25 protein-coding genes are annotated in these 24793 nt (G+C 60.6%); 8 read left to right on the forward strand and 17 right to left on the reverse strand.

Annotated elements, in window-relative coordinates; all coding sequences use genetic code 11:
- Entirely contained in the window at nucleotides 1–942 is a 942-nt protein-coding gene (locus HBA99_RS24980; RefSeq protein ID WP_338095147.1) for a glutaredoxin domain-containing protein, read from the reverse strand.
- Between the two features lie 52 nt (nucleotides 943–994).
- Nucleotides 995–1738 (reverse strand): TetR/AcrR family transcriptional regulator, encoded by a 744-nt coding sequence (locus HBA99_RS04685; RefSeq protein ID WP_070951495.1) that lies wholly within the window; start codon nucleotides 1736–1738, stop codon nucleotides 995–997.
- Nucleotides 1739–2010: 272 nt separating this feature from the next.
- On the opposite strand from HBA99_RS04685, the gene merB reads away from it, so the two are divergent.
- Nucleotides 2011–2856, forward strand: a complete 846-nt coding sequence (merB, locus tag HBA99_RS04690; RefSeq protein ID WP_070952335.1) for an alkylmercury lyase family protein — start codon at nucleotides 2011–2013, stop codon at nucleotides 2854–2856.
- 408 nt (nucleotides 2857–3264) lie between these two features.
- The gene (locus tag HBA99_RS04695) at nucleotides 3265–3897 is read left to right on the forward strand and encodes a TetR/AcrR family transcriptional regulator (RefSeq protein ID WP_199253005.1); all 633 of its coding nucleotides are present in this window, start codon (nucleotides 3265–3267) and stop codon (nucleotides 3895–3897) included.
- Between the two features lie 211 nt (nucleotides 3898–4108).
- Here HBA99_RS04695 and HBA99_RS04700 read toward each other — a convergent pair whose 3' ends face one another.
- The 4 genes from HBA99_RS04700 to HBA99_RS04715 are packed head-to-tail and all read right to left on the reverse strand — an operon-like array spanning nucleotide 4109 to nucleotide 8757.
- Nucleotides 4109–5020: an alpha/beta fold hydrolase gene (locus tag HBA99_RS04700; RefSeq protein WP_070951494.1), complete on the reverse strand. Its 912-nt coding sequence runs from the start codon at nucleotides 5018–5020 to the stop codon at nucleotides 4109–4111.
- Nucleotides 5017–6075, reverse strand: coding sequence for an alpha/beta hydrolase (locus tag HBA99_RS04705; protein WP_070926608.1), 1059 nt, complete (start codon nucleotides 6073–6075; stop codon nucleotides 5017–5019). The genes HBA99_RS04700 and HBA99_RS04705 overlap by 4 nt, the downstream gene beginning before the upstream one ends.
- 46 nt (nucleotides 6076–6121) lie before the next feature.
- Complete coding sequence (locus HBA99_RS04710) at nucleotides 6122–7054, reverse strand: SDR family NAD(P)-dependent oxidoreductase (protein ID WP_070926166.1); 933 nt, start codon at nucleotides 7052–7054, stop codon at nucleotides 6122–6124.
- A 56-nt stretch (nucleotides 7055–7110) separates the two neighbouring features.
- On the reverse strand, nucleotides 7111–8757 hold the full coding sequence (locus tag HBA99_RS04715) for a flavin-containing monooxygenase (protein ID WP_165615231.1): 1647 nt from the start codon (nucleotides 8755–8757) through the stop codon (nucleotides 7111–7113).
- A 195-nt stretch (nucleotides 8758–8952) separates the two neighbouring features.
- Here HBA99_RS04715 and HBA99_RS04720 point away from each other — a divergent pair, with 195 nt between their 5' ends.
- Complete coding sequence (locus tag HBA99_RS04720; RefSeq protein ID WP_070926162.1) at nucleotides 8953–9750, forward strand: hypothetical protein; 798 nt, start codon at nucleotides 8953–8955, stop codon at nucleotides 9748–9750.
- 32 nt (nucleotides 9751–9782) lie between these two features.
- Nucleotides 9783–11366, forward strand: a complete 1584-nt coding sequence (locus tag HBA99_RS04725; protein WP_070951492.1) for a flavin-containing monooxygenase — start codon at nucleotides 9783–9785, stop codon at nucleotides 11364–11366.
- 500 nt (nucleotides 11367–11866) lie between these two features.
- Here HBA99_RS04725 and HBA99_RS04730 read toward each other — a convergent pair whose 3' ends face one another.
- From HBA99_RS04730 to HBA99_RS04740, 3 genes are all read right to left on the reverse strand, one after another.
- Nucleotides 11867–12373, reverse strand: coding sequence for an SRPBCC family protein (locus HBA99_RS04730; RefSeq protein ID WP_070926158.1), 507 nt, complete (start codon nucleotides 12371–12373; stop codon nucleotides 11867–11869).
- 10 nt (nucleotides 12374–12383) lie between these two features.
- On the reverse strand, nucleotides 12384–13304 hold the full coding sequence (locus HBA99_RS04735) for a winged helix-turn-helix domain-containing protein (protein WP_070951491.1): 921 nt from the start codon (nucleotides 13302–13304) through the stop codon (nucleotides 12384–12386).
- A gap of 166 nt (nucleotides 13305–13470) precedes the next feature.
- Complete coding sequence (locus HBA99_RS04740; protein WP_070951490.1) at nucleotides 13471–14445, reverse strand: SDR family NAD(P)-dependent oxidoreductase; 975 nt, start codon at nucleotides 14443–14445, stop codon at nucleotides 13471–13473.
- Nucleotides 14446–14599: 154 nt separating this feature from the next.
- Here HBA99_RS04740 and HBA99_RS04745 point away from each other — a divergent pair, with 154 nt between their 5' ends.
- Genes HBA99_RS04745 through HBA99_RS04760 form a run of 4 tightly spaced genes read left to right on the forward strand, consistent with a single transcriptional unit; the run spans nucleotide 14600 to nucleotide 17235 of the window.
- Entirely contained in the window at nucleotides 14600–15508 is a 909-nt protein-coding gene (locus HBA99_RS04745) for an SDR family NAD(P)-dependent oxidoreductase (protein WP_165613986.1), read from the forward strand.
- Nucleotides 15501–15716 (forward strand): hypothetical protein, encoded by a 216-nt coding sequence (locus HBA99_RS04750; protein WP_070951488.1) that lies wholly within the window; start codon nucleotides 15501–15503, stop codon nucleotides 15714–15716. Before HBA99_RS04745 ends, HBA99_RS04750 begins: the two co-directional genes overlap by 8 nt.
- A 6-nt stretch (nucleotides 15717–15722) precedes the next feature.
- A complete protein-coding gene (locus tag HBA99_RS04755; protein WP_131822804.1) occupies nucleotides 15723–16694 on the forward strand; it encodes a hypothetical protein in 972 nt (323 codons plus the stop codon).
- On the forward strand, nucleotides 16681–17235 hold the full coding sequence (locus HBA99_RS04760) for an MTB12 family secreted protein (RefSeq protein WP_199253006.1): 555 nt from the start codon (nucleotides 16681–16683) through the stop codon (nucleotides 17233–17235). Before HBA99_RS04755 ends, HBA99_RS04760 begins: the two co-directional genes overlap by 14 nt.
- On the opposite strand, the gene HBA99_RS24785 is transcribed toward HBA99_RS04760, so the two are convergent.
- The 8 genes from HBA99_RS24785 to HBA99_RS04800 are packed head-to-tail and all read right to left on the reverse strand — an operon-like array spanning nucleotide 17232 to nucleotide 24793.
- Nucleotides 17232–17813 carry a hypothetical protein gene (locus HBA99_RS24785; RefSeq protein WP_234798050.1) on the reverse strand — a complete coding sequence of 194 codons (582 nt, stop codon included), beginning with the start codon at nucleotides 17811–17813 and terminating at the stop codon, nucleotides 17232–17234. The two genes, HBA99_RS04760 and HBA99_RS24785, sit on opposite strands and share 4 nt — an antisense overlap.
- A gap of 19 nt (nucleotides 17814–17832) precedes the next feature.
- On the reverse strand, nucleotides 17833–18465 hold the full coding sequence (locus HBA99_RS04770; protein ID WP_070926149.1) for a hypothetical protein: 633 nt from the start codon (nucleotides 18463–18465) through the stop codon (nucleotides 17833–17835).
- 34 nt (nucleotides 18466–18499) lie between these two features.
- A complete protein-coding gene (locus tag HBA99_RS04775) occupies nucleotides 18500–19501 on the reverse strand; it encodes an MlaD family protein (protein ID WP_070926146.1) in 1002 nt (333 codons plus the stop codon).
- A complete protein-coding gene (locus tag HBA99_RS04780; protein ID WP_070951486.1) occupies nucleotides 19498–20565 on the reverse strand; it encodes an MlaD family protein in 1068 nt (355 codons plus the stop codon). Before HBA99_RS04780 ends, HBA99_RS04775 begins: the two co-directional genes overlap by 4 nt.
- Nucleotides 20562–21695: an MlaD family protein gene (locus HBA99_RS04785; RefSeq protein WP_234798049.1), complete on the reverse strand. Its 1134-nt coding sequence runs from the start codon at nucleotides 21693–21695 to the stop codon at nucleotides 20562–20564. The genes HBA99_RS04780 and HBA99_RS04785 overlap by 4 nt, the downstream gene beginning before the upstream one ends.
- Nucleotides 21695–22711, reverse strand: a complete 1017-nt coding sequence (locus tag HBA99_RS04790; RefSeq protein WP_235732348.1) for an MlaD family protein — start codon at nucleotides 22709–22711, stop codon at nucleotides 21695–21697. The genes HBA99_RS04785 and HBA99_RS04790 overlap by 1 nt, the downstream gene beginning before the upstream one ends.
- Nucleotides 22712–22728: 17 nt before the next feature.
- Entirely contained in the window at nucleotides 22729–23733 is a 1005-nt protein-coding gene (locus HBA99_RS04795; RefSeq protein ID WP_070926139.1) for an MlaD family protein, read from the reverse strand.
- A gap of 13 nt (nucleotides 23734–23746) precedes the next feature.
- Complete coding sequence (locus HBA99_RS04800) at nucleotides 23747–24793, reverse strand: MlaD family protein (RefSeq protein ID WP_234796919.1); 1047 nt, start codon at nucleotides 24791–24793, stop codon at nucleotides 23747–23749.

The following is a 24793-nucleotide window of genomic DNA, read 5'->3' on the forward strand; positions in this document are numbered from 1 at the left end:
TTATGTCTTCCTCTCGTTCGGTTGGATCGTTAATGCGGGTTGAGCGCTGAGGCCGGGTGGCAAGTGCCGGCGGACCGGTAGCCATACGGCCGCCAGAGGCGCCACCGCGAGCAGTCCCGCCAGCACATCGCCGTACATGTGGTGGTGTTCCCCGTGCATATAGACAGCCATGACACCCATCCCGCCGAAGTGAGCCAGGTTCGCAGCGATGGAGAAGTCGATGAAGAGCCGATTTCCGGCCGGGTTCCGGGCCGCAATCCACAAGAACACCGCCCAGGCGAGGTAAACACACGCCAACATGACCTGGACGGCATCGGCACTGTGGCTTCCCCATACCGTCATGCGGAACAACCAATGTGGCACTTTGTGCACGGTTCCCGTGGCCGAGAGTGCCAGTACGAGAGTCCAGACTACGAGGTGGCCCGCCGCCGTCAGCCGCATCACCCACGGCAGCAGCATCGTGGCCAGGTCATCCACGAACGTCGAGTTCGTTACGCACAAGTCCGACGGATACATCTGCTGTCCTCCAACATCATTGACACTGGATGAATGGCAACGTGCTTGTGCTGCGATGGCTAGTACTTGCTCGAGCGAAGGATTGGTGGCGATGGTGCCGTCACTGAAGACGACAGTAGGAACGGTCTGGTTGCCGTTGTTGACGCCTCGCACGTAATCTGCTGCAGCACTGTCATTTTCGATGTCAATCTCATGCCAGACCAGACCTGTGCGCCGGAGTTTGTGTTTGAGCCGAACACAGTGCGGGCAGGAGCGGCTGGTGTACACAAGCAATTCGGCTGCGCAAGTCATCGGACTGGAGTCGGGCGTGGATATGTGCTGGTTCACCGGCGCTCCCGTCTCAGGGCTTCGTGCAGTTACGGCGTGCGCGCCCGGTAAGCCGCGCATCACAAAGTGATCACTAGTAATACTTTGATCAGTATTCATAGTATTGAGGCGAAGTCAAGGCCTGACCGCGGTGGATTTTCGAGAAGAAGCGTTAGGAGGTGCAGCGCTGCAATGCGCTATCAGTGAAGCCCATGCCGCGCATCACGGCGAGGACCTGGCCGTCGTAGAGGCGGTCGGTATCGGAGATCAGGCCGGTCAGACTCCCGAAGACCTCGGCGGCGACGGCTCCGTTGGCGGAGGCGCAGGCATTCATCACGATCCCGTAGATCGGCGTGGCCGGCAGGTCGGGGGCTCCGAGTAATTCACTTAATAGCGGGCCCGGCTCAAGGGCCGGGGCGCCGGTGGCGCCGGGATCGGCGTCACCGGCCATGACCGCGGCCAGATACAGAGCACCGACGATCTGAGCGGTCCTGCCTGCGGCCTCTCCCGTCTCGCCGGACTGGACGGCATGCCCGGGAATGGGGGTTCCGGCAATCAGTGCGAACTCTGCCGGCGCGGCCAGGGCCCACGATCGCGCGGCGTGGAAAGCCGCCCAGATCTGCCGAACCGGGTCATCGCCTGCGGTGCGCACCGCCTCATCAAGCGCGCGGGCGGCCGATTCATAGGCGTCGACACATAGCGTGGTGATCAGATCCGACTGGCTGGGAAAGTAGTTGAAAATCGCCGCCGACGACATGCGCATCTCGCGGGTGATCGCACGAAGCGAGATGCCACCGGTTCCATTCTCCGACAACTGTTTCCGAGCTATCCGTTTGATGTCCTCAATCGTCTCAGCCCGGCGTGTCTCGCGGCGGCTCAATGGCCGCTCGGTCTCGCCGTCGGGGGAAAGGGCCACCGTCGCACACCTCCCTTTCTGCGCCGATTTGATTGAAGTCCGAACCTAGTCAAATAGATCGTGAGTGCCGCCAGTGGCAGCAACCCTACAAGCTACTGGCGGGCGTCAGCCGGGTTGTGGTGTGTCGCGCGGGGGAGTTTTGCCGCGGTGCGGCGTGCAATGTGACTGCTGGCCCGCTCCGGGACTATTTGTAATACGATCACTGATCGTATTATGATCGGCAGTCAGGCACTGCGGTGTGCCGTAGCGATAGACCACAGGGGATGACACAGATGGCCACACTTCCTGATAGCGCGCGGGCGATACGGAAACGCATCATGGATCAAGTTCGAAGCGACGGATCCGTGCCCACGATGGCTGACTTACGGGACGAGTTCGGGTTGTCCGGTGCAGAGCTGGCAGCAGATCTGCGCCGTCTCGAAGGAGCGATCTGTCTTGCCGTGCAGGACGACGAACATGCAGATAGCCGGCTATTTCAGGACGAGCCGCTGCCGAAACCGCAGCCGCCGCTCGGGGAGATCGTCTATGCGAGACCGTTCGCGGCATTCGAGAATCACTATCGAATAGCCGTCAACGGCGTCGAGCAGTGGTTTGCCGAATGCGCGGTAGAGGCCTGCGCGATATCGGGCCAGTTTCCCGGCCAGGAGGTGGTGGTGACCTCCGTGTGCAGGCAGACCAAGCAGCCTGTGCGGCTGACCGGCCGCGACGGAGTCCTGATCGACTTCGAGCCGGAAACGCTGCGGGTACACCTGGGATATCCCCTCCGCGAGGCCCCTCGGCGCGTCGTCAGCTGGTGCGACTACAACAGCTTCTTTGCCTCGGAAGAGGCCGCCGGCCAATGGCGGGCGGCGCATCCTGAGATCAGGGGGATCACTCGGTCCCCGCTCGAGATGGCGAACTTCATCAACGAGTCCGTGGCCGTCGGCCGACACGACTACGACTACCAGCCCGTGTTTCCCGTACTGACGTTATTGCGAAACAGGGCCCGCTACGGGTTCACCCGCCCGACGAAACTGGGCTTATCCACGATTGACCCCTTCTGGCTCCCCACCCCGAGGATGGTGTTGGACTGGAAGCGCAGGGGTCTTGGGAATTTCCTGCGCTTCCGACTTCGCTAGCAAGCCCGTTTGGCGGAGAGCGTCGTACGGGCGAGCTTCGCTGCATACAGCGAAGCCTCCTGGCAATAAGTTTGAATATCGATACCATTGAGATAGTTATACATTCTGGAATGGTTAAAAATTTCTAGGCGTATTTAGACTGTTAGCGAGCACTTTCCATGACGATGAAGTGCACTCTCTTACCGCTGAACCGCTTGCAAGTTTATCGCTATCCGAATATCATAGATATGTGGATGATTGGCGCAACCCGCTGAGCGGGGCCTTCAATGACGAACTTCATTGGTGCCCGGTGATTGGCCACGGTGGCGCACAGCATCGCGTGGGCCTGTGCAGGGCGTGCGTCCATTAAGGACTGATATGCGTACTGTGCGTCGGCGGGGCCGCCGAGAACAAGGCCGTGCAGCGATAGTGGATCGCACGATGGAAGCAATGGGCACGAGGCTGGGGCCGGACCTAACTCTGAATGATGTTGTATCCGAACTAGATATCGCAAAGCCGACGTTCTATAGGTTCTTCGACGGCAAGTCAGATCTGTTTTGGGCGATCGTGGACAAGGTTCGGGATGATCTGTCGGCGCGTGTGCCATCGGCCCCGGCGTTGCTGCTCGCCCCTGTAGCGGAGCTGACGCGCATGGTTTTATCCGAGATGGTCAGCTATGTGGACGCGAACCCCGCAGTTATCCGGTTTGTCCTGCGCGGTCAATTTTCTCATCGGTCGGACGTGGACGACCGTCCACAGGCCGACGTTAGTAAGTCGGCAGCGAAAATCGTTGCGATGCTTCAGGTATGGGCGCCCAAGACGACGGTGGACATGGCGAAGGCCGAGTTCCATCTCTATGCCCTGTTGTCTGCGTGCGGCGGTGTGTGCGACTGGTGGCTCGGTTCAGACGTAGGCGCTGAGCGCACCATGCCCCACGCGGAATTCATCGACCATCTTATTTCGTTGGTGACGGGCTCAGTTTCCCGGTTCGCAGACGATATCGGGGCGGTATACGACCCGGACCGCCTGCTCGCCGCCAGCTTCAGCTCGCCTAATACCTGAAGCCACGCAAAGGAGCAGTATTGACTAGTCGTCGCCGCAGACCCCGACATTGCTCGACGTCAGACGTCGTAACAGATTCGAAGGGGGAGGCTCTGGCGAAGGCGCCAGATTTGACCGGCCGGTACCGGTGCGGTAGGGATCCGTCTTGCGTGCAACGCGTCTGCCAGCCTGCTCTGCCGAGGTCAAGTCGTCGAATTGCGCTGAGGAAAGTTTAGGATGCTCGTTCGGGCTGGAAATTCGCGGCTACCGCACCGATGGATCGGGGATCGGTGATGAATTCATCGATGATGGCGGTGACCGCGGCCGGATTCTCCATCATGGGAAGGTGTCCGCAGCCCGGCAGAAACTCGGCTCGGTCGGGCTGCAGCGTCTGGTTCAAGGTGCGTCCCGCGCGCGGCGACAGACCCAGGTTGGCGTTGCCCCACACCACCGCCAGTGGTGGGAAGTTCGGGCCCGGCCGCATGTGGTCGATGGCCTCGAAGTCGGTGAGGTCCGCGAACATCTCGGCCATCGATGCGAGGCGACCCCGCGTGGTCCAGGTGGCTCCTGCGGTGATCGCGCCGGGCAGGGCCTTGAGTAGTCCGCGGCGCCATCCGCGCGGACCGTACTGCCCAGCGATGATGTACCGGGACAGATACTTGGGGACACGGAGCCTACGGGCCACCAACATCGACAAGCGCGGCAGGTGCGTGGTGAAAGGGAATGCCCATCCGACGACACCTCCGCGGGCAGTGTTGGCAGTCAACGGGTTGATCATGACCAGCGCGCGAAAGATCTCCGGCCGACGTTGCGCCAGCAGCAGCGTCATCGCGCTGCCCATGCAGTTCCCAACGACTGCGATAGGGCCGACATCCAGATGCGTGATGAAGGCAGACAACAGCTTTACATAATCGCCAATGGCGTAGCCGGTCTGCGGCATGTCAGATTCGCCGAACCCGAGCAGGTCCATGCAGATAACCTCATAGCGCCCTGCCAGCGCCCTGGTCTGCTCGGTCCAGATCTCCTTGCTAGAACCGCCATTGTGCAGGAAGAGAATCGGCGGTCCGGCCCCAGCGCGGGTGTAGATGACTGTGTTGCCATTGTGGACGAATGCGTATTTCGAGGGAGCCTCAACGGCGTTCATGCCGGTGTTGTTCCCACAATGGTGAGTGTCGTGGTGCTGTCGGCGCATTGCGCCTCTCCCAAGACCTCTCGGACAAACTTTCCAATTTCCGAAAATGCCTGCCGCGCATCGGGAAGTACATCGGCACCGGCATGAAAGACATGCAGTGCGTGGTCCCAGAGTTGAAACCGAAGGGGCACGCCCGCCTCGACGCACCGCGCGGCCACCTCGTAGGCGTCGGCGAGGAGTACCTCGGTGGATCCCACCTGGATTAACGTCGGCGGCAATCCCTTGAAATCGTGATTGACCGGAGACCAGGTCGGGTTGAGCCTGCCGTTTACCTGCATGCCCCAGGTGACCGGTAGCGCCAGGACACCTGCGGAAAGCGCCGGATCGATCTTGTTGTTGGGGTGCTGCAGGCGGGCGGTGCTGTCGTAGTTGGCGAAGGGCGCTATGGTCACCAGGGCGGCGGGGGTGGGCAGTGCGCGGTCCCGGATGGCCAGCGCGGTACTGAAGACCAATCCGCCACCGGCCGAATCGCCGGCTAACACAATGCGATCCGGTGAGATCCCGATCTCGAGTAGGCGCCGGTAGGCGCGCACACAATCGTCGACAGTCTGAGTTATGTGGGCCTCGGGAATTTGTCGGTACTCGACGTTGTAGACGGGCAACCCCGTCGCAGTCGACATGCGCGCGACGATGCGGCGGTGGCTGTTGAGCCCGCAACTCAGTAGTGCGCCCCCGTGAAAGTACAGCACCGCACCGGTCGCGGCTTCCGGGGCGTTCGCGACGGCGGGGTCCCATACCCACTCGGCACGAAAATCGGGAAAATCGTTGCGCTGCAGCTTGGTTCCACGCGGTGGTGGCAATACGATCAGCAGCCGGTCAGCCCGGGTGGTCACCCACAGTGCCAAAGCCTTCGGCAGCAGACGATGGCGTTGGGTCCATACCGCGAGGTCGCCCAGCGGGCGTACGGTGAGTCCGAGTAGAACGTGCGCTAGGCGCAGTCGCCGACTGGCACGGCGGGGCAACTCCACGGATATCACGGGGGATGGGACGTTATCGGGCGAAGCCATCAGATCCTCCACATTCGTATGTGTCGCGTTTACCTGGGCAACTCCGCTACTCCGTTGTCGCGGGGGTGCTCTTCTGCGAGTGGAAGGCGACGGCGGACGGGAGTCGCTGGACGGCGGTGCGTGCGGCGTCCTCGGCCAGTTTCATGGTGGGTATCTTGCATATCGTCCGCATGAGAGCGGGGGAGATGCGATGCAGTATCCATGCCAAGGTCGCGTCGAAGTTCACCGGCACGATGGCGAGGTTGAATCGGATGGCGCGCTGAACAGCGCGTGCCACGCGATCGGGGGATGCGAAGGCGAACCGATCCTGAATGTTGACGAAATCGGCGCGGGTCTGTTCGGTGCTGGTCCCAGCGGAGGTGATGAGGGTGGCGTGGGCGCCGAGCTGAGTGCGGGTGGCGCCGGGACATATCGCGCTGACCCCGATGTTTTTCGGCGCCAGTTCGGTCCGTAACGATTCGGTGATCATCAACGCGGCGGCCTTCGACGTCGAATAGGACGGTGCCACCCGGTTCGGAGTCCACGCGGCCCCGGACACGATCACGACGATATGCCCGGGTTTTCCGCTGTCCACCATCTTGGAGCCGACGGTCTTGCAGCCGTGCACTACACCAAAGACATTGATCCCCATGATTTTTTCCCAGTCCTGCGGTGTTTGGGACATGAACGCACCGCCGATGGCGATGCCCGCGTTGTTGACCAGGATATCGGGGACACCGAATCGTTCCACGATGGTGTCTGTGATTTCTTCCCACTGCGCGGGATCACGGACGTCAAGTGCGAAAGCACAGCAGGCACCCTTGGCCAGCGCCACGGTCTCCTCCGCAGCCGCTAGATCGATATCGGTTGCTATGACGATATCCCCTGCGGCGGCCTGCCGGAGTGCGATGGCGCGACCGATGCCGCTGCCGGCACCGGTAACCACGACGATGCGCCCTTGTTTCTTGGCCACCGGCCCGATAAATGGAAGTCTCACCATTGGTTCATCCAATCCTGTTGTTTCTGTGGGTCTATAGCTACGACGGCGGTCGATTTTTATTCGGCCACTGCAACTTTGGTGGATTCCGGGTGCGCGGGCTTGCCGTTATGGGCGGGCTCGCCCGTCGCGGCCTGCGTGACGGCCCGGAATGTGTAGTCCGCCGTTGGGTCGAACCGGTCGCTGTGGTCCCACAGGGAGTTGCGGAATCCTTGCGAGGGGCGCAGGATCGGAGCCTCGCCGCGTTCGTTGAAGAAGTAGCTCCGTACGTTGTGCCGCTTAAATTGGTGGTCGACCAGATATTCCTGGGCGATCAAAGTGGCGGGACTGGTCACCATTGCCTCGTGCCAGGTGTCATGCGCGTCCTGGGTTACTTCGACAACGTGTGCGCCTCGGGCACTGGCCGCTGTGATGACCCGTGCCACGTGCAGCGCGGACTTTTCCATCATGCTGACCCACGTAACGCCATTCCAGCCGTAGGGGCCATAGAGGAACCAGCGGTTCGGCATCCTAGGGATCGTCACTCCGGCATAGGCCTGCATCCCGTTCTCGCGGTAGAACTCGCCCAGATCAAAGCCGTCCCGGCCGGTGACTGAGCCGACAGGGAAGGATTCGGGATCCGAGGCGACGTTGAACCCGGTGGCTAGGACAATCATGTCGTACGCGCGTTCGGTGCCGTCGGAGGTGCGGATGCCGGCCTGGGTAAACCGTTCGATAGGGGTCGTGATCAAGGCCCCGTTGTCGCGGCTGAAAGTTCGCAGAAAGCCTCTGCCAAAGGTCGGCATGTTGGCCATCAGCCCATGGCGCGGCACAAGGGCGCGGCGCGCCTGCGGATCGTTCACTTGGGTGCGTAGATACAGGCGATAGGCGGCACGCAGGATGTTCTCAAATCCGATGACCAGCGCCATGACAGTGCGCTTCGGAAGCTTTTCGGCAGCGACCACCACTGCCTGGAACAGATACCAGTTGGCCATATAAGCCAGGGTGTGGAAGCGTTGCGAGCGCATGAGCCGACGCCCGATCGGTCCGAATGCGAAGTCGGGTTTGGGGCCACACCAGGTCGCTGTGCGTTGGTAAACATCCAGGTGGGCGACGTCGGGGGCGATCGACGGAACGATCTGCATGGCGCTGGCTCCCGTGCCGATCACGGCAACCCGTTTACCCTGGTAGTCATAGGAATGGTCCCAGCCCGCGGACAGCATCACCTTGCCGGTGTACTTTTCGACGTCGGGGATGCCCGAGCTCGACCGGGGATCGAGGAAGAAGCCCGTCGCGTTCAGCACGTACCGTGCGGTAATGGTTTCACCATCGGCGAGATGCAATGTCCAGTAGCCATTTTCGTCGTCCCAGATCTCGCGTTCTACCGAGACACCAAAGCGGACACGCTCGTATAGTCCGTATTCCCGGGCAATCCGCTGCAGGTATTCGCGTACCTCGTCGCCCTCGGCGAAGGCTCGTGACCACTCGTTGGGGGCGAAGGTGAACTCATACGACGTCGACGGCACATCCAGGGCGACCCCGGGATAGGTGTTCGCAATCCAGGTCCCGCTGAAGTCATCGCGGCGTTCCAGGATCATAAAGTCATCGATGCCGGCCCGCCGCAACTGGCAGCCACTTGCTATGCCACCGACACCCGCGCCGATGACGATGGCCTCGAATTCAGGCGCAAGCTTTTTTTCCGCGCCATTTCTGGACCTTGCTGCCACGGTGTGACTCCTGTCTTGGTTGAGATCTCGGAAGCGAATCGCTGCCCGAGGTTCATCCGTTTCGGATATAGATGCAATCCGCATCATTGCGTTACGCCAAGTGGATGTCAACCCTTGCGATGAGTGGGCTATCCAGATATGTTCACTATCTGCTGAAGGGCTGTGCCCCCGCGTAAGGAAACGAGGAACCTTTCAATGTCGCAAGCCTCCGCTCATTCCCGGCCCCTGAACCAGGGCGACGTCGCGCTGCCGCCACCGACATCACGTCTTGACCGGCTCGCCTTGGCGTTGACCAAACCCGCCAACATCCGGCGCTGGTACCTGCTGGCATGGGCCATCGGTATCGCGAGTACCGCCGTGGCGTTCTGCGTCGTCGCCTTTGTGCTGCCGGAGGGTTCGGACGTCGTCGGCACCGTCGCGTTCTATCGGAAGTACAACATCCCGTTGCGGTTGCTTTCAGCACTCTTGGCGTTGCTGTTTTTGGTTGGGGCGGTATGGTCGGGCGCATTTATCAGCACATTGTGGGCAGCCGACCCCAGCCGGAACCGGGTGTATACGTGGTCTGCCATATTCAGTGAGGTACTGGTGCTGGGCCTGTTCTTCGTCGAATCTGGCATCATCGCCTCCACGACACTGCTTTCCGGGCACGCTCCCGACTCGACCATTCACCTCTTGCATGTCTGCGTGGCGGTGTCCGCGGCACTGCTCGGACCGGTGTGGATTCCGTTCACCCTCGCGGCCCTTTTGATCTCGCGGCAAACAGATTTGTTTCCAAGCTGGTTCGGCCGACTGTGCGTAGCGGTCATCGTGATCGACCTCTGCACTGTCACCGGAGTTTTCACACTTTCCGGTCCGCTCAATGGCGCGAACGGAATCATTGGAGCGTTCGCTGGTGCGCTTAGCCCCATTGTATGGATCGTCGGCGTGGTGGCGTGGGAGGTTGTCGAGTGGGCCCAGCACCGCACCGCCACCTTGTCGACCGCGACCAATTGACTCAACTACGAGACATCGGAGATTGCACGAAAATGACTACAGACATAGGTGTTCCGCAGTATGAGGTCGCCATTATCGGTGCCGGCCCTGGCGGGATCGCGGCGGGCGCGAAGCTGCGGATGAGTGGTATCGAGTACTTCGTGATGATCGAACGCGGCGCCGATGTCGGTGGCAGCTGGGAGCAGAATAACTATCCCGGAATCGCCGTAGACGTCCCATCCACCACGTACCAGTACTCGTTCGAACGCAATCCCAACTGGTCGCGGTTTTTTGCACACGGGGCCGAGGTACAGCAGTATCATGCCGATGTCGCCCGCAAATACGGTTTGTACGAACGCATCCGCTTCAACACCACCGTGGAACGCGAGGTGTGGGACGACGAGGGTCGGTTCTGGGTGCTCCATCTTGACGACGACTCCGTGGTGACGGCACGCTTTCTGATCAGTGCCATCGGTTCGTTTGTACGGCCTAAGGAAGATGTGGGAATTCCCGGCGCGAAGTCGTTCGCTGGGAAGATTCAGCGGCCCACCGACTGGGATCACGAGTACGACATGTCGGATAAGGCCGTCGGCATTATCGGTACAGGGGCAAGCGCGGTACAGATTATTCCCGCGATCGTGCCCAGTGTCGGCACCCTCACCGTTTTCCAGCGCACACCCGTATGGTCGGTCCCGAAGCCGGACTTTCTCGTTCCCACGTTCATGAAACGCCTGCTGGCGGTGCCGGGCGTGTCCGCCGGCATCAACGGTATTGCTTATGTTGTGGTCGACCTGCTATTGCGTTTGGTGAGCAAGACACCCATCGACCGATTCCGCTACCTTGCGAATAAGTTCGACGCGACCATGATCGCCGTGTATCGCCGTTACGTACGGTTTGTTGTCAAAGATCGCGCGACAGCCGAGAAGCTGAGCCCCAACTTCGGTGTACTCGCAAAGCGGCCCACCATGTCCACGGGCTACCTCACCGCCTACAACCGTGAGAACGTCACGCTGATCACCGAACGCATCGAGGAGATCACCCCGGACGGCATCAGGACGCAGGATGGCGTGCTGCACAAGCTCGATGTGCTGATCCTGGCCACCGGGTACGAGGTGTTCTCCGATCCCGAAACTTATGTCCCCGGAACGATTGTGGGTCGCAACGGGTTTGATCTGGCCAAGTTCTACAACGAGGAGGGCCTGCAGGCGTACCAGAGCGTGTCGGTGCCCGGCCTGCCGAACCGCTGGACCTTGGTTGGCCCGTACTCGTGGAGTGGCACCAGTTGGCACGCCTTCGTCGAAGTCACGGCGGACCACGCGGTGCGGGCGATCAAGGAGACCAAGAAGCGCGGCGCTATCGTCTGTGAGGTTCGCAAGGAAGTGGCTGACGAGTACCACCGCCTGGTGCACCAACAGGCCGAAGGCGCGCGCTACTACCTGTGTGAGTTGAACGGGCACACGCCTACCTATTACCGGAACTCGCAGGGCGACAGCACATATATCCGTCCCCAAGGCTTTTTTGAGGCCCGACGGCAGACCCGCAAGTTCCCGCTAGATGACTACCGCTACGAGGCCGCGCACCTGGTATCGCATCCTCAACCAGGACGTGAGTTGTCCGGCACGCGTGGCATCGGATAGGCGGAAGAATAAGGCCCAGCGCTGATTACAGTCTGCTGAGTTAGCCGAAGGAAGGATTTCTCATGGTGGAATTCTGTATGCAGGCGTCATGTGTCACCGCGGCGGTGGGCGGCGTCGCTCGGGCGTGGACGCCGCGGGCCAACTCGCCCTCGCCGATGGCGAGCAAATGACGGGAACAGTCGCCGCCGTCGTTGTGCTACTCCTGGCTGTCCTGATAGGCCTGTGGTACGCACAGGGAGGCAACTCGATGAACTATTACCAACGTGAGGTCAACGGTGCCATGGACCGTCAATCAACTCGACCCAAAAAACGTTGCCGCCGCCGGTAGACGCCTCGCCCCGCGAGTAAATATGTAAGCCGCCCCACCATAGTTTCGCTTGCATATGCGCCCCAATAGCCAAGGCGCCCTGTCTACTTCACGCGAACAGGTTTGTACGGTCTTGGTGTAGCTGGCCACCTAATGGTGTAGAAAAATCATCGGAGCACCCCGAGTATGGTCGTTAAATAGGGACTTTGACATTGTGTGTCTGCTTGTTTAGCGACCGGCCGATCAGTCTCTTGAGTGCCAGTGAGAACAGCGGTCCGACAAGGAATGTGATGAACCTCAGTCTGATTGGAGGAAACATCACGGGCGCCGCTGCGATCCGATAGGTCAACGCGCAGCGTCCGGGTCCGAGTCTCTCCAGCGTAATTCTCTCGGCGATGGCACGCATGCCCGGTACCGGGATCTCGCCGATATAGAACGACATTTCTCGGCCCGGATCCACCCGGGTGACGAACTCGTTGCTCAGCAGCAAGGGGCCCAAGGTCAGGCGGCGTCGCGACCCGCGTGTGTGCGGCGATGTCGTTTCCCATGTGGCTGTAACCGTGGGAATCCATTGAAATTCCTCGACCTCGTTCCACACCCTGCCAACTTCGACGTCGAATTCGGCGCGGCCCTCCAGGATGATCGGCGCGGTGCTGTAGAGGTCTGAGGAGGCGTCAACAATCTCGGGGTAGTACGGCATGGAGGCCTTCCTAGCGGGTACGCGCGTTGTTGATGGGCAAATTGCGGCGTTGGTCGGCTCTGTGGTCTGTGGGCTGTGGCGGCGTACGAATGTGTTGCCTAAACGCCGCGATGACACCGTCGTGATAGTCGCGAAGTCCAGCTTCGACGACGGACAGGTCCAGCGCAGAGATATCCACTTCGTTGTCCTTGGCGGTGTGCACCATGCGCATGAAAAGGAGATGTGCCGCGGGATCTGCGGGGCTATAAAACGCCTGAGCTGCTTCAGGCACGGTAATCAAGACTTCCCCGACACTGTTGAACACACTCAGTGCGGCAGGCTTATCCAAAGAGGCGAATACACAACGTAATACGTGCAACTCAGCAGTCATAATATCGGTCCTGGATGCATGAGAACTATTGACCAATAGTTCCATCTGATCCACCGCCTGGAGCACGACAGCGGAGTCGTAATTCTCTGTGGCAGCGGAGAACGTTCGGAGCGCATCCACGACGAGAAGGTGGTCGATATTGATCATATCGGCAAATAGTCTGGCGGACAGCTCAGGGACTTTCCGGGCGAACCGAAAAACATAGCGCCAGGTATCTATCCGGCCGTATAGGCGGATATCGCGGACCACGTATCCGAGGCCGCGGCGGCCGTCGGCGAACCCTAGCGACGCCAAGCGGCCCAGCGCACTGTTCACGCTTGCGGTGCTAGCGCCCAGCTCGGTTGCCAGCTGTCGAACCGATGGCAACAGCTCGCCTGGCTGGTGAAGGCCTGCGGCGATGCGATAGGCGAGATCCTCGGTGATCTGCTCGACGACGGTTGGCTGCAACATCAGGTGATTCTCACAGGCTTCCGGCGAGCGCGGATCATTCGGTCCTGAATAGGTGTCGTTCGCCGGTGCATCGCCGCCAAGGATCTGACTGATTCGCAGTTCAAACGACACCGGTGAGAACCCCGGGCAACGAGTTCGGTGAGTATTTCTCTGTCCACCTGTCATGTCCATCGCGACTACCGGCCGGCAATCTGGGCGTCCAATTTCTTGACGGTGCCGCGCCAGGTTCGGCGGCCTGCGCTGGTGATAGCGATGGGCCGCGCATTGATCGACTCCGTCAACGGGCACCTTCGACCGTGGTGTTCAGGGTGCCATCGGCGGAGTTCACACCACAGTTGTCGCGGAAAGGAACATGCTCAACCAGCCGGGCGGTACGACTGATGGTTTGTGGCCCAGCGACGCGGTCTCGTATTGCTTTGATATCGCGTTTGCCAAGCTGCGTCATGAGTGCGCGCACCACACCCGGTAGGTAGCGGGCGAGCGGATAACTCAGATGTGCCTCGATACGGACCGGCTGAATCGCACGGTTCTTTTCGATCGCCCGCACGATAATCCTGCCTGCCTTATCCGGGTGCATGCCAAACATGGCCTGCCCTTTTAACAAAAGCCTGCGTGCGAGATCGGATTGGTTGACGTCGAGGAGCCCGTCCGCCTTCATGGTAGTGGCCAGATTCGTCGCGATCAGCCCGGGACAGACTGCTGTGACGCCGATGCCGTAGGGGGCCAGTTCGGCGCGAATACACTCTGAAAAGTGATTCACAGCATATTTGCTGATGCTATACGGGCCGGTGAACGGAGCGGCGGCGAAGGCTGCCATGGATGCGATGTTCACCAGATGCCCGCCGGTATCACGGTCAACCATCTGGCCGCCGAAGACCCGACAGCCATGAACCATTGCCAGCAGGTTGATGTCGATGATCCGTTTCAGATCGGCCAGGGGTACATCCACCAGAGGGCCGCCGACCAAAATACCGGCATTGTTGACCACCACATCCGGAACGCCATGTGTGTTCTTCACGTCGGTGGCAAACTCCTCGAGCGCAAGAGTGTCAGCCACATCCAGGCGGTAGGGGAAAGCGTGACCACCGCCGTCGCGGATTTCACGCGCGGCATCCTGCGCAGATACGAGATCGATATCGGCGATCACCAGGACGGCTCCGCGTGATGCGAGCGCTTTGGCGGTGCCGCGGCCAATCCCACTCCCGGCTCCTGTGACGACGGCCAACTGGGGCTTAAAGCCACTGGTAACCATGTTTTCTCCACTCCGAGTGAGGCGATGCGGCCCCTTGGTGCAGGCCGACTGTTGCCCGCCATGTAGCCCGTCTTTTACTGTGCTGGTAGCTGTGCTATACAGTCTACTGCAGTGAACCGTATCACAGGATTTCGACGGCAGAGTAGAGGTGACCGTGGCCACATTCGAGAACCAGTTAGTAGTCGTTACCGGGGCCGGTAGCGGCATTGGACGGGCTACAGCAAAACGATTCGCGGTGCAGGGCGCGCAGGTGGTGGTGAGCGATATCAACGGAGATGCTGGGCAACGCACGGTCGAAGAGATCGGTGCCCTCGGCGGAAGAGGGTTTTCTTACGCGATCGATGTGGGGGACAGCGCGGCGATGGAGAATTTTGCCGCCGAGGTGTATTCCGATCATGGCGCCCCTGCGGTGGTAGTCAACAATGCTGGCTTTACCACTGCCGGTCCGTTCCTGAACCACACCGTGCAGGACTGGGACCGGATCATGGCGGTGAACTTTTGGGGTGTCGTACTTGGTAGTCGGTTGTTCGGACGTCAGATGATCGCGGCGGGCCGAGGTGGCCGGATCTTGAACGTGACATCGCCTGCGGCGGTGCTGCCCATCCCGCTGTCGACGGCGTACTGCACCAGTAAGGCTGCGGCACAGATGTTTACCGAATGCCTGCGGCTGGAATTCGCGGGCACTGCGGTCGGAGTCACCGCAGTGCTGCCTGCGTTCATCAACACAGGGTTCTACCCGAACGCGCAAGTGGTGGAGAGCGAAAAGAGGTCAGTGGCCCGCGGCAGGAATATCTCGGTGCTGATCGCTCAGCGAGTGGCCCGCAGTCCAGAGACAGTGGCGCGTCATATTGTGCGTATCGCCAGCCGTAATCCCGCGCTTGCGCCGACGCCTTTCGAATCCCGAATTGCCTGTGCGAGTGGACGGTTATCGCCGGCGGCAGCCCGGATGGCGGCGCGGATGATGGATATCGACTCACTGGTCGCCTTTCTGGACCGTATGCTGCCCGCTGCCGCTATGGAGCGGTTCGACGACGCTGTAGCGCGGGCTGTGACCGATGCCTGACATCACCAATCCTTTGCTCGAGGAACTCAAGGTGCCGCGAGATGTTCTCGAGCGATTGACGCCTCAGGAATCGGCACTGCTCCTTGGATTGCTACGTAAGGCGACTCGGGCACATCGTAAGAGCTTGGACCGCGCGACCGATGATCTACTCAAGGTACTGCCGCGCATCCTGCGGCCGGCTGCCCGAAAAATACTCTTTGGACGGTGAATCACCTTGTCTGACTTATTGACTCATGCGCAGATTACCTTGCTTGCTGAGCTGTTGCAGGCCGATGAAACCGCACTGGTAGGTCTGGCGCGTTTAGGGGCCGATAATGTTGAAGCACTCCGTAACGGGTTGTCGGACGCTATCTTCGACTCCTTGGCGCCAACATTTGCGCGAGTCAGTAAGCTGGGGCAGATCATTCCGAACGCCGTGGTCATCGCAGTGGCGGAAAAGGTGGTGCCGCCCGAGGTAGCAGGCCGTGCCGCGGGCGCTCTGGGGCTTGCCTACGAAGATCGAGCAATCGCCGTTCTGTCCGGTATGAAGCCGGCCTACCTTGCCGAGGCCGCGAAGCATGTCGACCCTCGAATTGTGCCGCATTTTGCTCCGAAATTACCCTCGCACTTGTTGATTCCCACAGCTAAGGAGCTGCTCCGTCGCCGGGACTACCTAACCGCGTCCCGGTTCGTAGAGTTCGCAACCGACCAGCACATCGTTGAGTTTGAGCGAGCGATCGACGACGACGAGGGACTGATTCGCGCCGGTGCGTACGTGTCGCGCGCCGACGTGCTCGACAGAATTCTGTGGGTTGCCGGTACTGCGCGAGTGACCCGGATGGCGACCCAAGCAGCGCTCGGGTCGGCCGAATTAATTGTTGCCATGCTCTCGGTGCTGGCTCGCATCACACCGAGCATCGCAGCACCTGCGGCGGCGGTCCTGCTCGCAAACCCGGATGGCACAGTGAGCTTACATATCCTGCGAGTCGCCGCTGATGAGCACGCTCTCGGCGCGGTTCTGCAGCTTTCCGCTCTGCTCGATACCGCCCACCTCGACCGGTTCTCAAGGCTTCCGCTGTTTGAGGACAGTGAGTTTCGTTCTCAAATGCGTCACGCGATTGAGACCGCTGAACAGCAACAAGTATGGAACCGTATTGACGATGTGGTTGAAGCGCGAAGGGGAGCGCCTCGGGATGAAACGGGCTAAAGTTGTCCATCCAGCAACAAAGAAAGATCTGAATGCCATCATGATCGTAAGAGCTGTGGTCGCTGTGGGAATCGCGACGGCATCTTGCATTCTGTCGTTGGATACAGGCACGCCCGCATCTGAAGGCCCTGCGCGGTGGCACATACAGCCGGTGGTTTTAGAGACACTGCTCAGACAGCCAGCGGGGAACATCCCAACACCTGAGCAACTCTCGAATGTGCTTTATGGGATCGCCGACCCCACTGTCCCGTACCTCTATAAGGGCGACCTGGTTGAAGATGGTGTCGGCGGATTCGAGGGGGCAGTGGCCGATGGGGGAATCCAGATCGCCGCTCTGAAGAATGAGTTGCCGTTGGATTTTGCCGTGTCGGATATCGAGCCGGTGAGACCGGGCAAGGTCAGAGCCACCGTTATAGTCACCGGCCCGCAACTCAAGGGCGTCACCAAGCGCCTTACGTTCATCGATCAGGATGGCTGGAGGCTTCAGCATGCCTCTGCTATGTCGCTGCTACAGGCTACGTCGTCGGCCCAGCGAGGCTAAAACGCCCTACTGCCAGAGGGGTGGATGAGGAATCCGTGTTGTCCGCCGCTGGTGTCCAGACACGCGACAAGGCCAGCACTGCCCACCGCGCACGTGATGTTTCCGTAGGACAGTTTTTCCCCGGGATCCAATAATCGGCCGGACCAATAGGGAAAGTCGTCTACCCGGAAATTGATATCGCCGCACTTCCAGTCATAGGGCATGAATTGGTAACTGCCCGACGGCGAGAGGTCCACGGTGCCCGCGGTGCATGCCGGCGGCGACTGGCTTGAGGAGAATCTTCCGCTGGTGGTCCCGGGGATATCTCCGGCGCAGTGCAGACGAGGCGTCGGAGGACCGGCGAGATCGGCCGGTGCGTCAAAGTCGCACATCAGGGTGTACGGGGTGGAGAAGGCTACGATACGCCGGCCTCGGATGTAGGTGACTAAGTAATCGTCCACCGGGACCGCGGTGAAGCTGTCGAGATTCGGAAAGCCCACGGGCTCGGCCATAGCCCGTGTAGGAGGGGCCGAAAGACTCATTCCCACAGCCATACTGGCCACGATGAGCGCGCGGGCGCCCTTATCTGCGATACCCATCGAAATCGTCTCCGGCGGTCTACTTGGGGGTCAGCGCGGCCATGGTGCCGCCTACGTCGGTGATCTTCCAGTCGGATTGTTTGTCGACGGTGACGTTGTAGGTGACGGTTGTCTGAGTGCCGTCGGGAGTCTGTGCGGTGGTGGAGTTGACGCTGACGAATACATCGACCTTGTAGATGCTGCCGTTGACGGATTCGACCTTCGCGGCGATCGGCGTGGCACTGGACACCCATTTCAGCGGCAACAGTATTTGTTGGAGTTTCGGTGCGGTGGCATCGAACTTACTGGACATCGCGGGCGCGGTGTTGGCCTTCAGCTTGGTGATCCATGCGGGCAGGTCTTGGTAGTTGATGGTGGCGGCGCCCACGGCGTAGTCGGTGGCGATGCGTTCGGCATGCTGCTCATCGGAGGCCGCTGTCGCGCGATTCGACAATTCACCACGCGCCTTGAGCAGCAGGAAACCTAGCGTGGCACACAGGGCGACCAGAAGCAGCCCCACCGTGGCAATGACGACTGTCGAGACACGGACTACACGGCTCGACGTGGTGGCTGCCGGTGCATCCGCCGATGCGTCCCCTTGTGGCGGTGGTTCGCTCGCTTCGTCCCGGGTCACCTCGTCGGCTTCGGTTGTCACGCTTTCTTTCTCGGCCATCTTGCTCCTCGTTGAGTAGTTGCTATGCACGTGCTTAGTGGGTGTTGATCTGTAGCTGTAGCGAGCCGTCGGGGCGGGTCGAGTGCAGCGCCTGGTCAACGAGTGCGGACAGATTGATGCTGCCGGGCACTTCGCCGATAGCCCAGTCCAGCCATTGCTCGAGTGCGGGATATAGCTGAACCAGTTCGGGACCTACGCGATTGAGGTATTCCTTTAGCTTCGGAAGGAAATCCAGCAGTCCGTTATTGGTGGTGTACGCCTCGGGAACCGGTCGTGCGTGCAGCAGTATTTGTAGTGAGTCAACGAGCCCCCTGGCCTTGACGCCGAAGTCCGCCCACTGCGGCGCGGCGGCAATGAGATCCGCACCGGCTTTGGCTACGTCCGGCCCTGGTACCTGGGCGTTTTTCAGCAGGGCGCGCAGTTGCGGCTCGCGGCTCTGCAGTGTCGCCGCCAGCAGATTCGATGCCCGCGACAGTTCGGGGATGATCTCGTCAGTGCCCGCCATGCCCTCATTGAACGTATTAGCGATTGATTGGATCGCTTGGGGGTCAAGCTGTTCCAGAAGGGTGGTGATGGCCCGTGCTAGCTCAGGAATCGATGCGGGTACGGAGACATCTTTGGCCAGGAATTGCTGGCCGTCGGCGAGATACGGACCGCCGGCCGCGCGTGGCTGAAACTCGATATACGGTTCCCCCAGCGCAGACAACTGCTCGATGCTGATGGCTGAATCGACGGGAACTCGGTAGGTGCGGTCGACCTTGAACGCGACATTGACACCGGTCGAGGTGCCGGTCACAGCCGTCACCTCGCCTACCTTGACCCCGGACAACAGCACCGGCGAGCGAGGTAGCAAGTTCACGGCGTCAGGAAGCTGGAGTGAGGCGGTGGTGTACTGCCGGTTCCAGTCCACTCCTGCGACATCGAACGCTAAATACGCGGTGCCGAAGACCATGATCGCGGCGATCGCCCCAAGAGATATCAACGACCCAAGCCGTACCTTGATGATGCTGCGCAGCGCCCCCATGGCGGCCCTCATCTCACAAATCCGATCATCCGAAGCGTGTTGACAATCTGCTCGACCTGAGCGTCGGTTGTGACGGAAGTCTGGCCGTCGGCGCCCTCAACCTCGATGCCGGTAACGTTGATATGTGTCCGCGAGCCCTCGTTGAAGTACGGAAATAGCTTCTCGCGCAACAATGCTCGTAAGGCGTTCAGATTTGATGGGGCACGAAGATTGAGTGCGCGATCTTTGGCTAAAAACAGTGGGACGAATGCCTTCGTTGCGGCATCGAGTTCGGTGGCGAAAGGCGCAAGCCACGTCGCGGAATCTGCCAGACCGCCGAGCGCGCCGATGATGCCGATGGTATGGATCAACGATTTCGCGATCCTGACGGTGGTATCTGTGCCCTCACGCGTGAGTAAGATGTCAAGAATCGCCTTGTTGCTCTGTACGGCCCTGACGCTGGCTTCGAGGCCGTCCAAAAAGCCATCGACTGCGTCAAGGTTTGTACTCACATCGACAACGTCTGCTTTGAGGGTGTCCGCTATGCGCGCGGTTTCGGTAGGGTCTCGGGGCAGCGCTGCATTGAGCTGGTTGATGACGTCCTGGGCGGAGCGCAGCGCGCCACCGGAAACGAAGGTTGCCAAGCCCGACAAGATGTCCTCGATCTGCAGGGCCGGCTCGGTCTGGTCGAGCGGAATGGTGCCGCCTGGCGCAAGAGCCGACCCATTATCAGCCGTCTTCGTGACGAGCGAAATGTAGATATCGCCAAGGATGGTGTCCTGGCGCAGCTGGGCTCGGGTGGCCAGGGGTAACCGCACACTCTTGTCGATATCGACAAGAGCCACAACGTATCCGGGGCCGGTGGTGGGGTCGACGATGTGGACTGTGTCTAGTCGGCCCACGCGGGCGCCGTTGGCCACCACCTTGGCGCCGGAGGGCAGATTCAGCGCTGTACTGAACTGGATGTGCACCGGATAGGTCTCAGCGCCATTGGGCAGGACCAGCTGAGCCGGATCGAGCGAGCACGCCGTTAGAGCGAAGCCCGTTATGACAGACGCAGCGACGTGTCGCACAGATCGATGAGGGCGAGGCATCATTGCGCACCGGTCATTCCGAGAACAAGCGGCACCAGATTCACTTTTGCCTGACCGTTATTGTAGTCGAAACATGCGCCCTCGATAGGGGGGCCGGGCGGCCCATGGAAGTGGATTCTGCGGGGCTGATCGGCCGCGTTGAGCAGGGAACAAATACGGTCGGCATCCGGTTGGTTAAGCCGCACGAACGGCGGGGAATAGTTGACCGCGAGCCTGCCTGCCTTGCCGAATTTACGAAGTGCCCAGGAAATCGCAGGCGCCAAACGGGAGTAGTTCTTCAGCGCGGGCACATCCTGGGCAAGCCAATGGATGTAAGGCACCGCGTCTTCAAGAAGATGCATGATGGGTTCGCCGTAGCTGTGGGTGATGTCATTAAGCCAGGGCAGGATGGTGGTGAGTGTGTCGACGATCGACACAACCTGCCCCCAGACGTCGTTGACTAACTGCAGAATAGGGGCGAAGCCGTTAAGCATTTCCCGCAGGTTTCCCCATCCGTTGGCCACACTCTGGGACAGCTGAGTGACAGAGTCGATGAGCGCACCGATGTGTGCGGCCGTCGTACCGGGCGTGCGCAGTGAAGCGGCCAATTGCTTGATGTTGTCGTTGAATTGCGTGCCGCTTCCGGCGGTGGCCTGGTTGACCGCTGTGAGGGTGCGTTCGATCGATCGGCGCTGGTCGGGATTGATCCCTGCTTGCAGATCGGTAGCTAGAGTGGTGACGGCATTCGTCATTTGGGTCAGGCTCTTGGGTGTCACCGTCTGGGTGATACATCGGCCGGAGTCCCACGTGTCGCCCGGGCTGCCTTGGACCGCGAGATGGCGGTCGGCGACGATGGTGTCGGACACCGTCGTTGCGATGGCGTTACCGCGCAACGGGTGGGTGGCGTCCATCGCGAAATCGACGCGGACAGCGGTGCCCTCGGGCCGGAGGCTGGTCACGGTGCCGACTTTGACGCCACGCACGAGGACGTCGTTGCCTGCGTAGAGCCCGATGGCATCCGGCATGATCGCGCAGTAGTCGATCTTCTTGCCCAGTCGTTGGGATGCCGTCAATCCGGTCGCGGCGACAACAACCAGCAGCAGGACCCCGGCGATGGAGATGAATCCGCGGGATGCAAGAGTACGCCGTAGCATCAGCACACCCGCCCGGGCATCGGGATACATACGGGTTGTGGCGGCGAAATGGTTTGCCCCGATTGATCTATGGAGATCTCGCCGGTCTTGCCGACGTAGCCATCAACACGATTCCACACACGGTTGAGGCTGTCACCCAGGCCGGCCAGACGGTCGGCCAGTTCTCGCCATTGCGGCCAGGCCTCCAGAAGCGCGTCAGTGAGCGGTTGCAACTGCTCGCGCCAGTTGGGTTCCAATGCGGCGATGCGCGAAAGCAGCTCGGTGACCACGTTTAGCGTTTCAAGAACCTCGGCGCGCCGAGACAAGATGGTGGTCTCCATCGTGCCGATTTTGGTCAGCATGTCGCCGACGATGCGACGGGAGCGGGCGATCAAGGCCAGGTATTCGTCGGCGACATCCAGGGAGCGCCGTACATCTATATTCTGCCGGTTTAGTATGCCGACGACCGAGGAGACGGCGTCGCCCATGGCCCGAACCGAATCCGGTTGCTTTTCCAGGGCATTAGCCAAGGCACTGAAGTTCTGGCGCAGGGTGTCGCCCTCGATCGACTTGACAGGGCGTATCGCGTCTTGCAGGGCCCGTCCCAGGTTGTAGGGCAGTTTGACGCGTTCGGCGGGAATTGATGCGGTGCCCAGGGGTGTGTTTCCGGCAGGGAATACTGTGACGTAATGCCCGCCGACCGGGGTGAGTAGCCGGATCTCAAGGGTGCTCTGTGCGCCGACGAAGACTGTACGGTCCACTGTGAATGATATCTTCACCGAATCATCTTGCAATTGAACCGATCTCACGTCGCCTACCACGATTCCCGCGACACGGACCTGATCGCCGGGCTTGACGGAACCGGCCTCGCTGACCTCGGCCGTATAAGTCGTCTTACCCAGGGGGACAAGGTAGATCACTGCACTGGCTGCCATCGCAATGGCCACCGCAAGCAGACCAGCAATACCTAGGACCAGTTGGCGCTGGCGGTCACGTTTCTCGTTGACGCGCTCAGTTCTCAGCGCAAAGCCGACCACTCGTCGAGTGAAGCGGATTACCCGTTGCATACGACGATCCTTTGACCGGCGATTAACACATCCAGCATCTGCGGCATTTCGGCCGGGCCGCGTGAACAGGTGAAGTTCATCTCGGCGCTGCGCGGAGGCAAGGCTAGGGTGAGCGCCTGCAGTATTCCGGGTACATGGTCGAGGCCGCGGACCGCGCGGTCCAGATCCGGGAAGGCCACGCGCAGATCATGGGCGAGGTCGGGGTTGTTGGGAAAGGTCAGACCGATCGTGGTCAGCAGGCTGTTGAGGGGGCCGAGCACCGGAGGGATGACATCAATAGCGTGCATCAGTCCGTCGAACTGTTTTTGCAATCCGTCGAAGACATCGGCGACTCCCTGTATCAGGGCCCCCGCCTGCGCGGACCGCCCTCCGATCTGCTCGGAGATGTCCTTGAAGTTACGCAGCAATACCGCGATGACTGTTTGCCGATCGGACACATAATGGCTGAGCTTGGACACAGCGTCGAGTGTGGCTCCGACGCGACTATCGTCCCCCTGCAGTACCGCAAGTGCGTTGACAGCCAGCTGATTGACCGATTCGGGTGAAAACTCCTTCAGCATCGGCTCGAGGCCGTTGAACAAGGCAGTGATGTCGAAGGAACCGACCGTACGGTCGATTCCGATGGTGGAATCCGTCGGTAGGAGATTGCCTGCCGAATCCGGCTGGCGTACTTCGATATAGCGTTGTCCGACGAGATTCTGGTACCGGATGGCCAGCGTGCTCGATACATAAAGCGGCCTATCTCGTTGCACACTGAAACGCACCCGCGCCTCGCCCCCGTCCAACACGATGGCTTGGACCTTGCCGACGGCGACGCCGAACATCCGGACGTCGCTGCCCACCTTGAGACCGCCGACGTCAGAGAACAGTGCACTGTACGTGTTCAACTTGCCAGCGACCGGGCGCTGAATCGTCTGTGCTACACCAACCGCGATCGTCACCATCACCGCCGCGAAGATGGCGAATCGCAAGGCTACGCCTCTTATGGACATCGGTTACCTTCCATCATCTTCCCTCGGCCGCGCTTGCAGGCGGCGTTTCGGGCAGCTGCTCGGCGATCACCGGCACGTCGCGCAGGATGACCTTGACTGGAACATTGAGTTCGGTGCCGGTGGCAGTGTTGACAAACATTTCGTTGATGCGCTTGATCAATTCGGCAGCGCCTAGGCGGGTGCGTTCCGGGTAGGGATTCAGCAACGAAAGCTGGTGCAAGAGCGTGGTTGTTCCGTCAGCGTTCCCGACAAATTTGTTCGCGGTCCACAGCACGTCTGAGATCATCGGAAACAGCTGATCGACAACGAGTGTGACGCCCGTGTCGAACAGCGGGCCTTCGTTCCTCAGTACCTCCATGCTGTAGACCTCGCTGATCAGTTCGATGGTGGAACCACTGAAAGCCGCCACGCCCTTGATGAACTCGCCATACTGTGCGATGAGGAAGGACGACGGGTAGCGTTGAGTGTCGGCGATCGCTCGCCCTACGGACACCAGCGCCTCGAGCGTGGGCGTGAACGCCGCCAAATCCGTCGCGGCGCGCCTCATTAAGTCGGTCAGCTGCGGGGTGAACACCTGGTTGGCAGAGGTCGACAGTTCGCGCATCAGCTTTCCCACAGTGACGTCGGCGACTCGCTCACCACCGGTCAGGTCCACGACCTCGTCCATCCGCAAGGGCGCACCACCGGTTTGACGTTTGAGGACGACAGCGCTGATGCCGAACAGATTGGACGGGGCATAATCGACGTCGAAGGCATCGGTCAGCCCCACGACCTTTTCGGGCTGTAGGGCCAGCGTGATCAGCTGTTGGCCTTCGGAAGTCGCCGAAATCGTATCCACTTTGCCGACCGCGATACCGCTGAGCATTACCGCGGCGCCGGGCACGACACCGTCACCAACCAGGTTGGTGTACAGCTGAATTCGGAGAGTGTCGGGCCGTTTCAGCGCGTCGTGGAGCTGCCAGCCGACGGCAGCGGCGACGAGGCATATCATCGCGATGATGGCGAGCAGGCGTGCTTTGCGCTGATCCGTGGAAACTCCGGGAAGTCCGTATGCTGGCAT

The sequence above is a fragment of the Mycobacteroides chelonae genome, assembly GCF_016767715.1.
Classification (GTDB): Bacteria; Actinomycetota; Actinomycetes; order Mycobacteriales; family Mycobacteriaceae; genus Mycobacterium; species Mycobacterium gwanakae.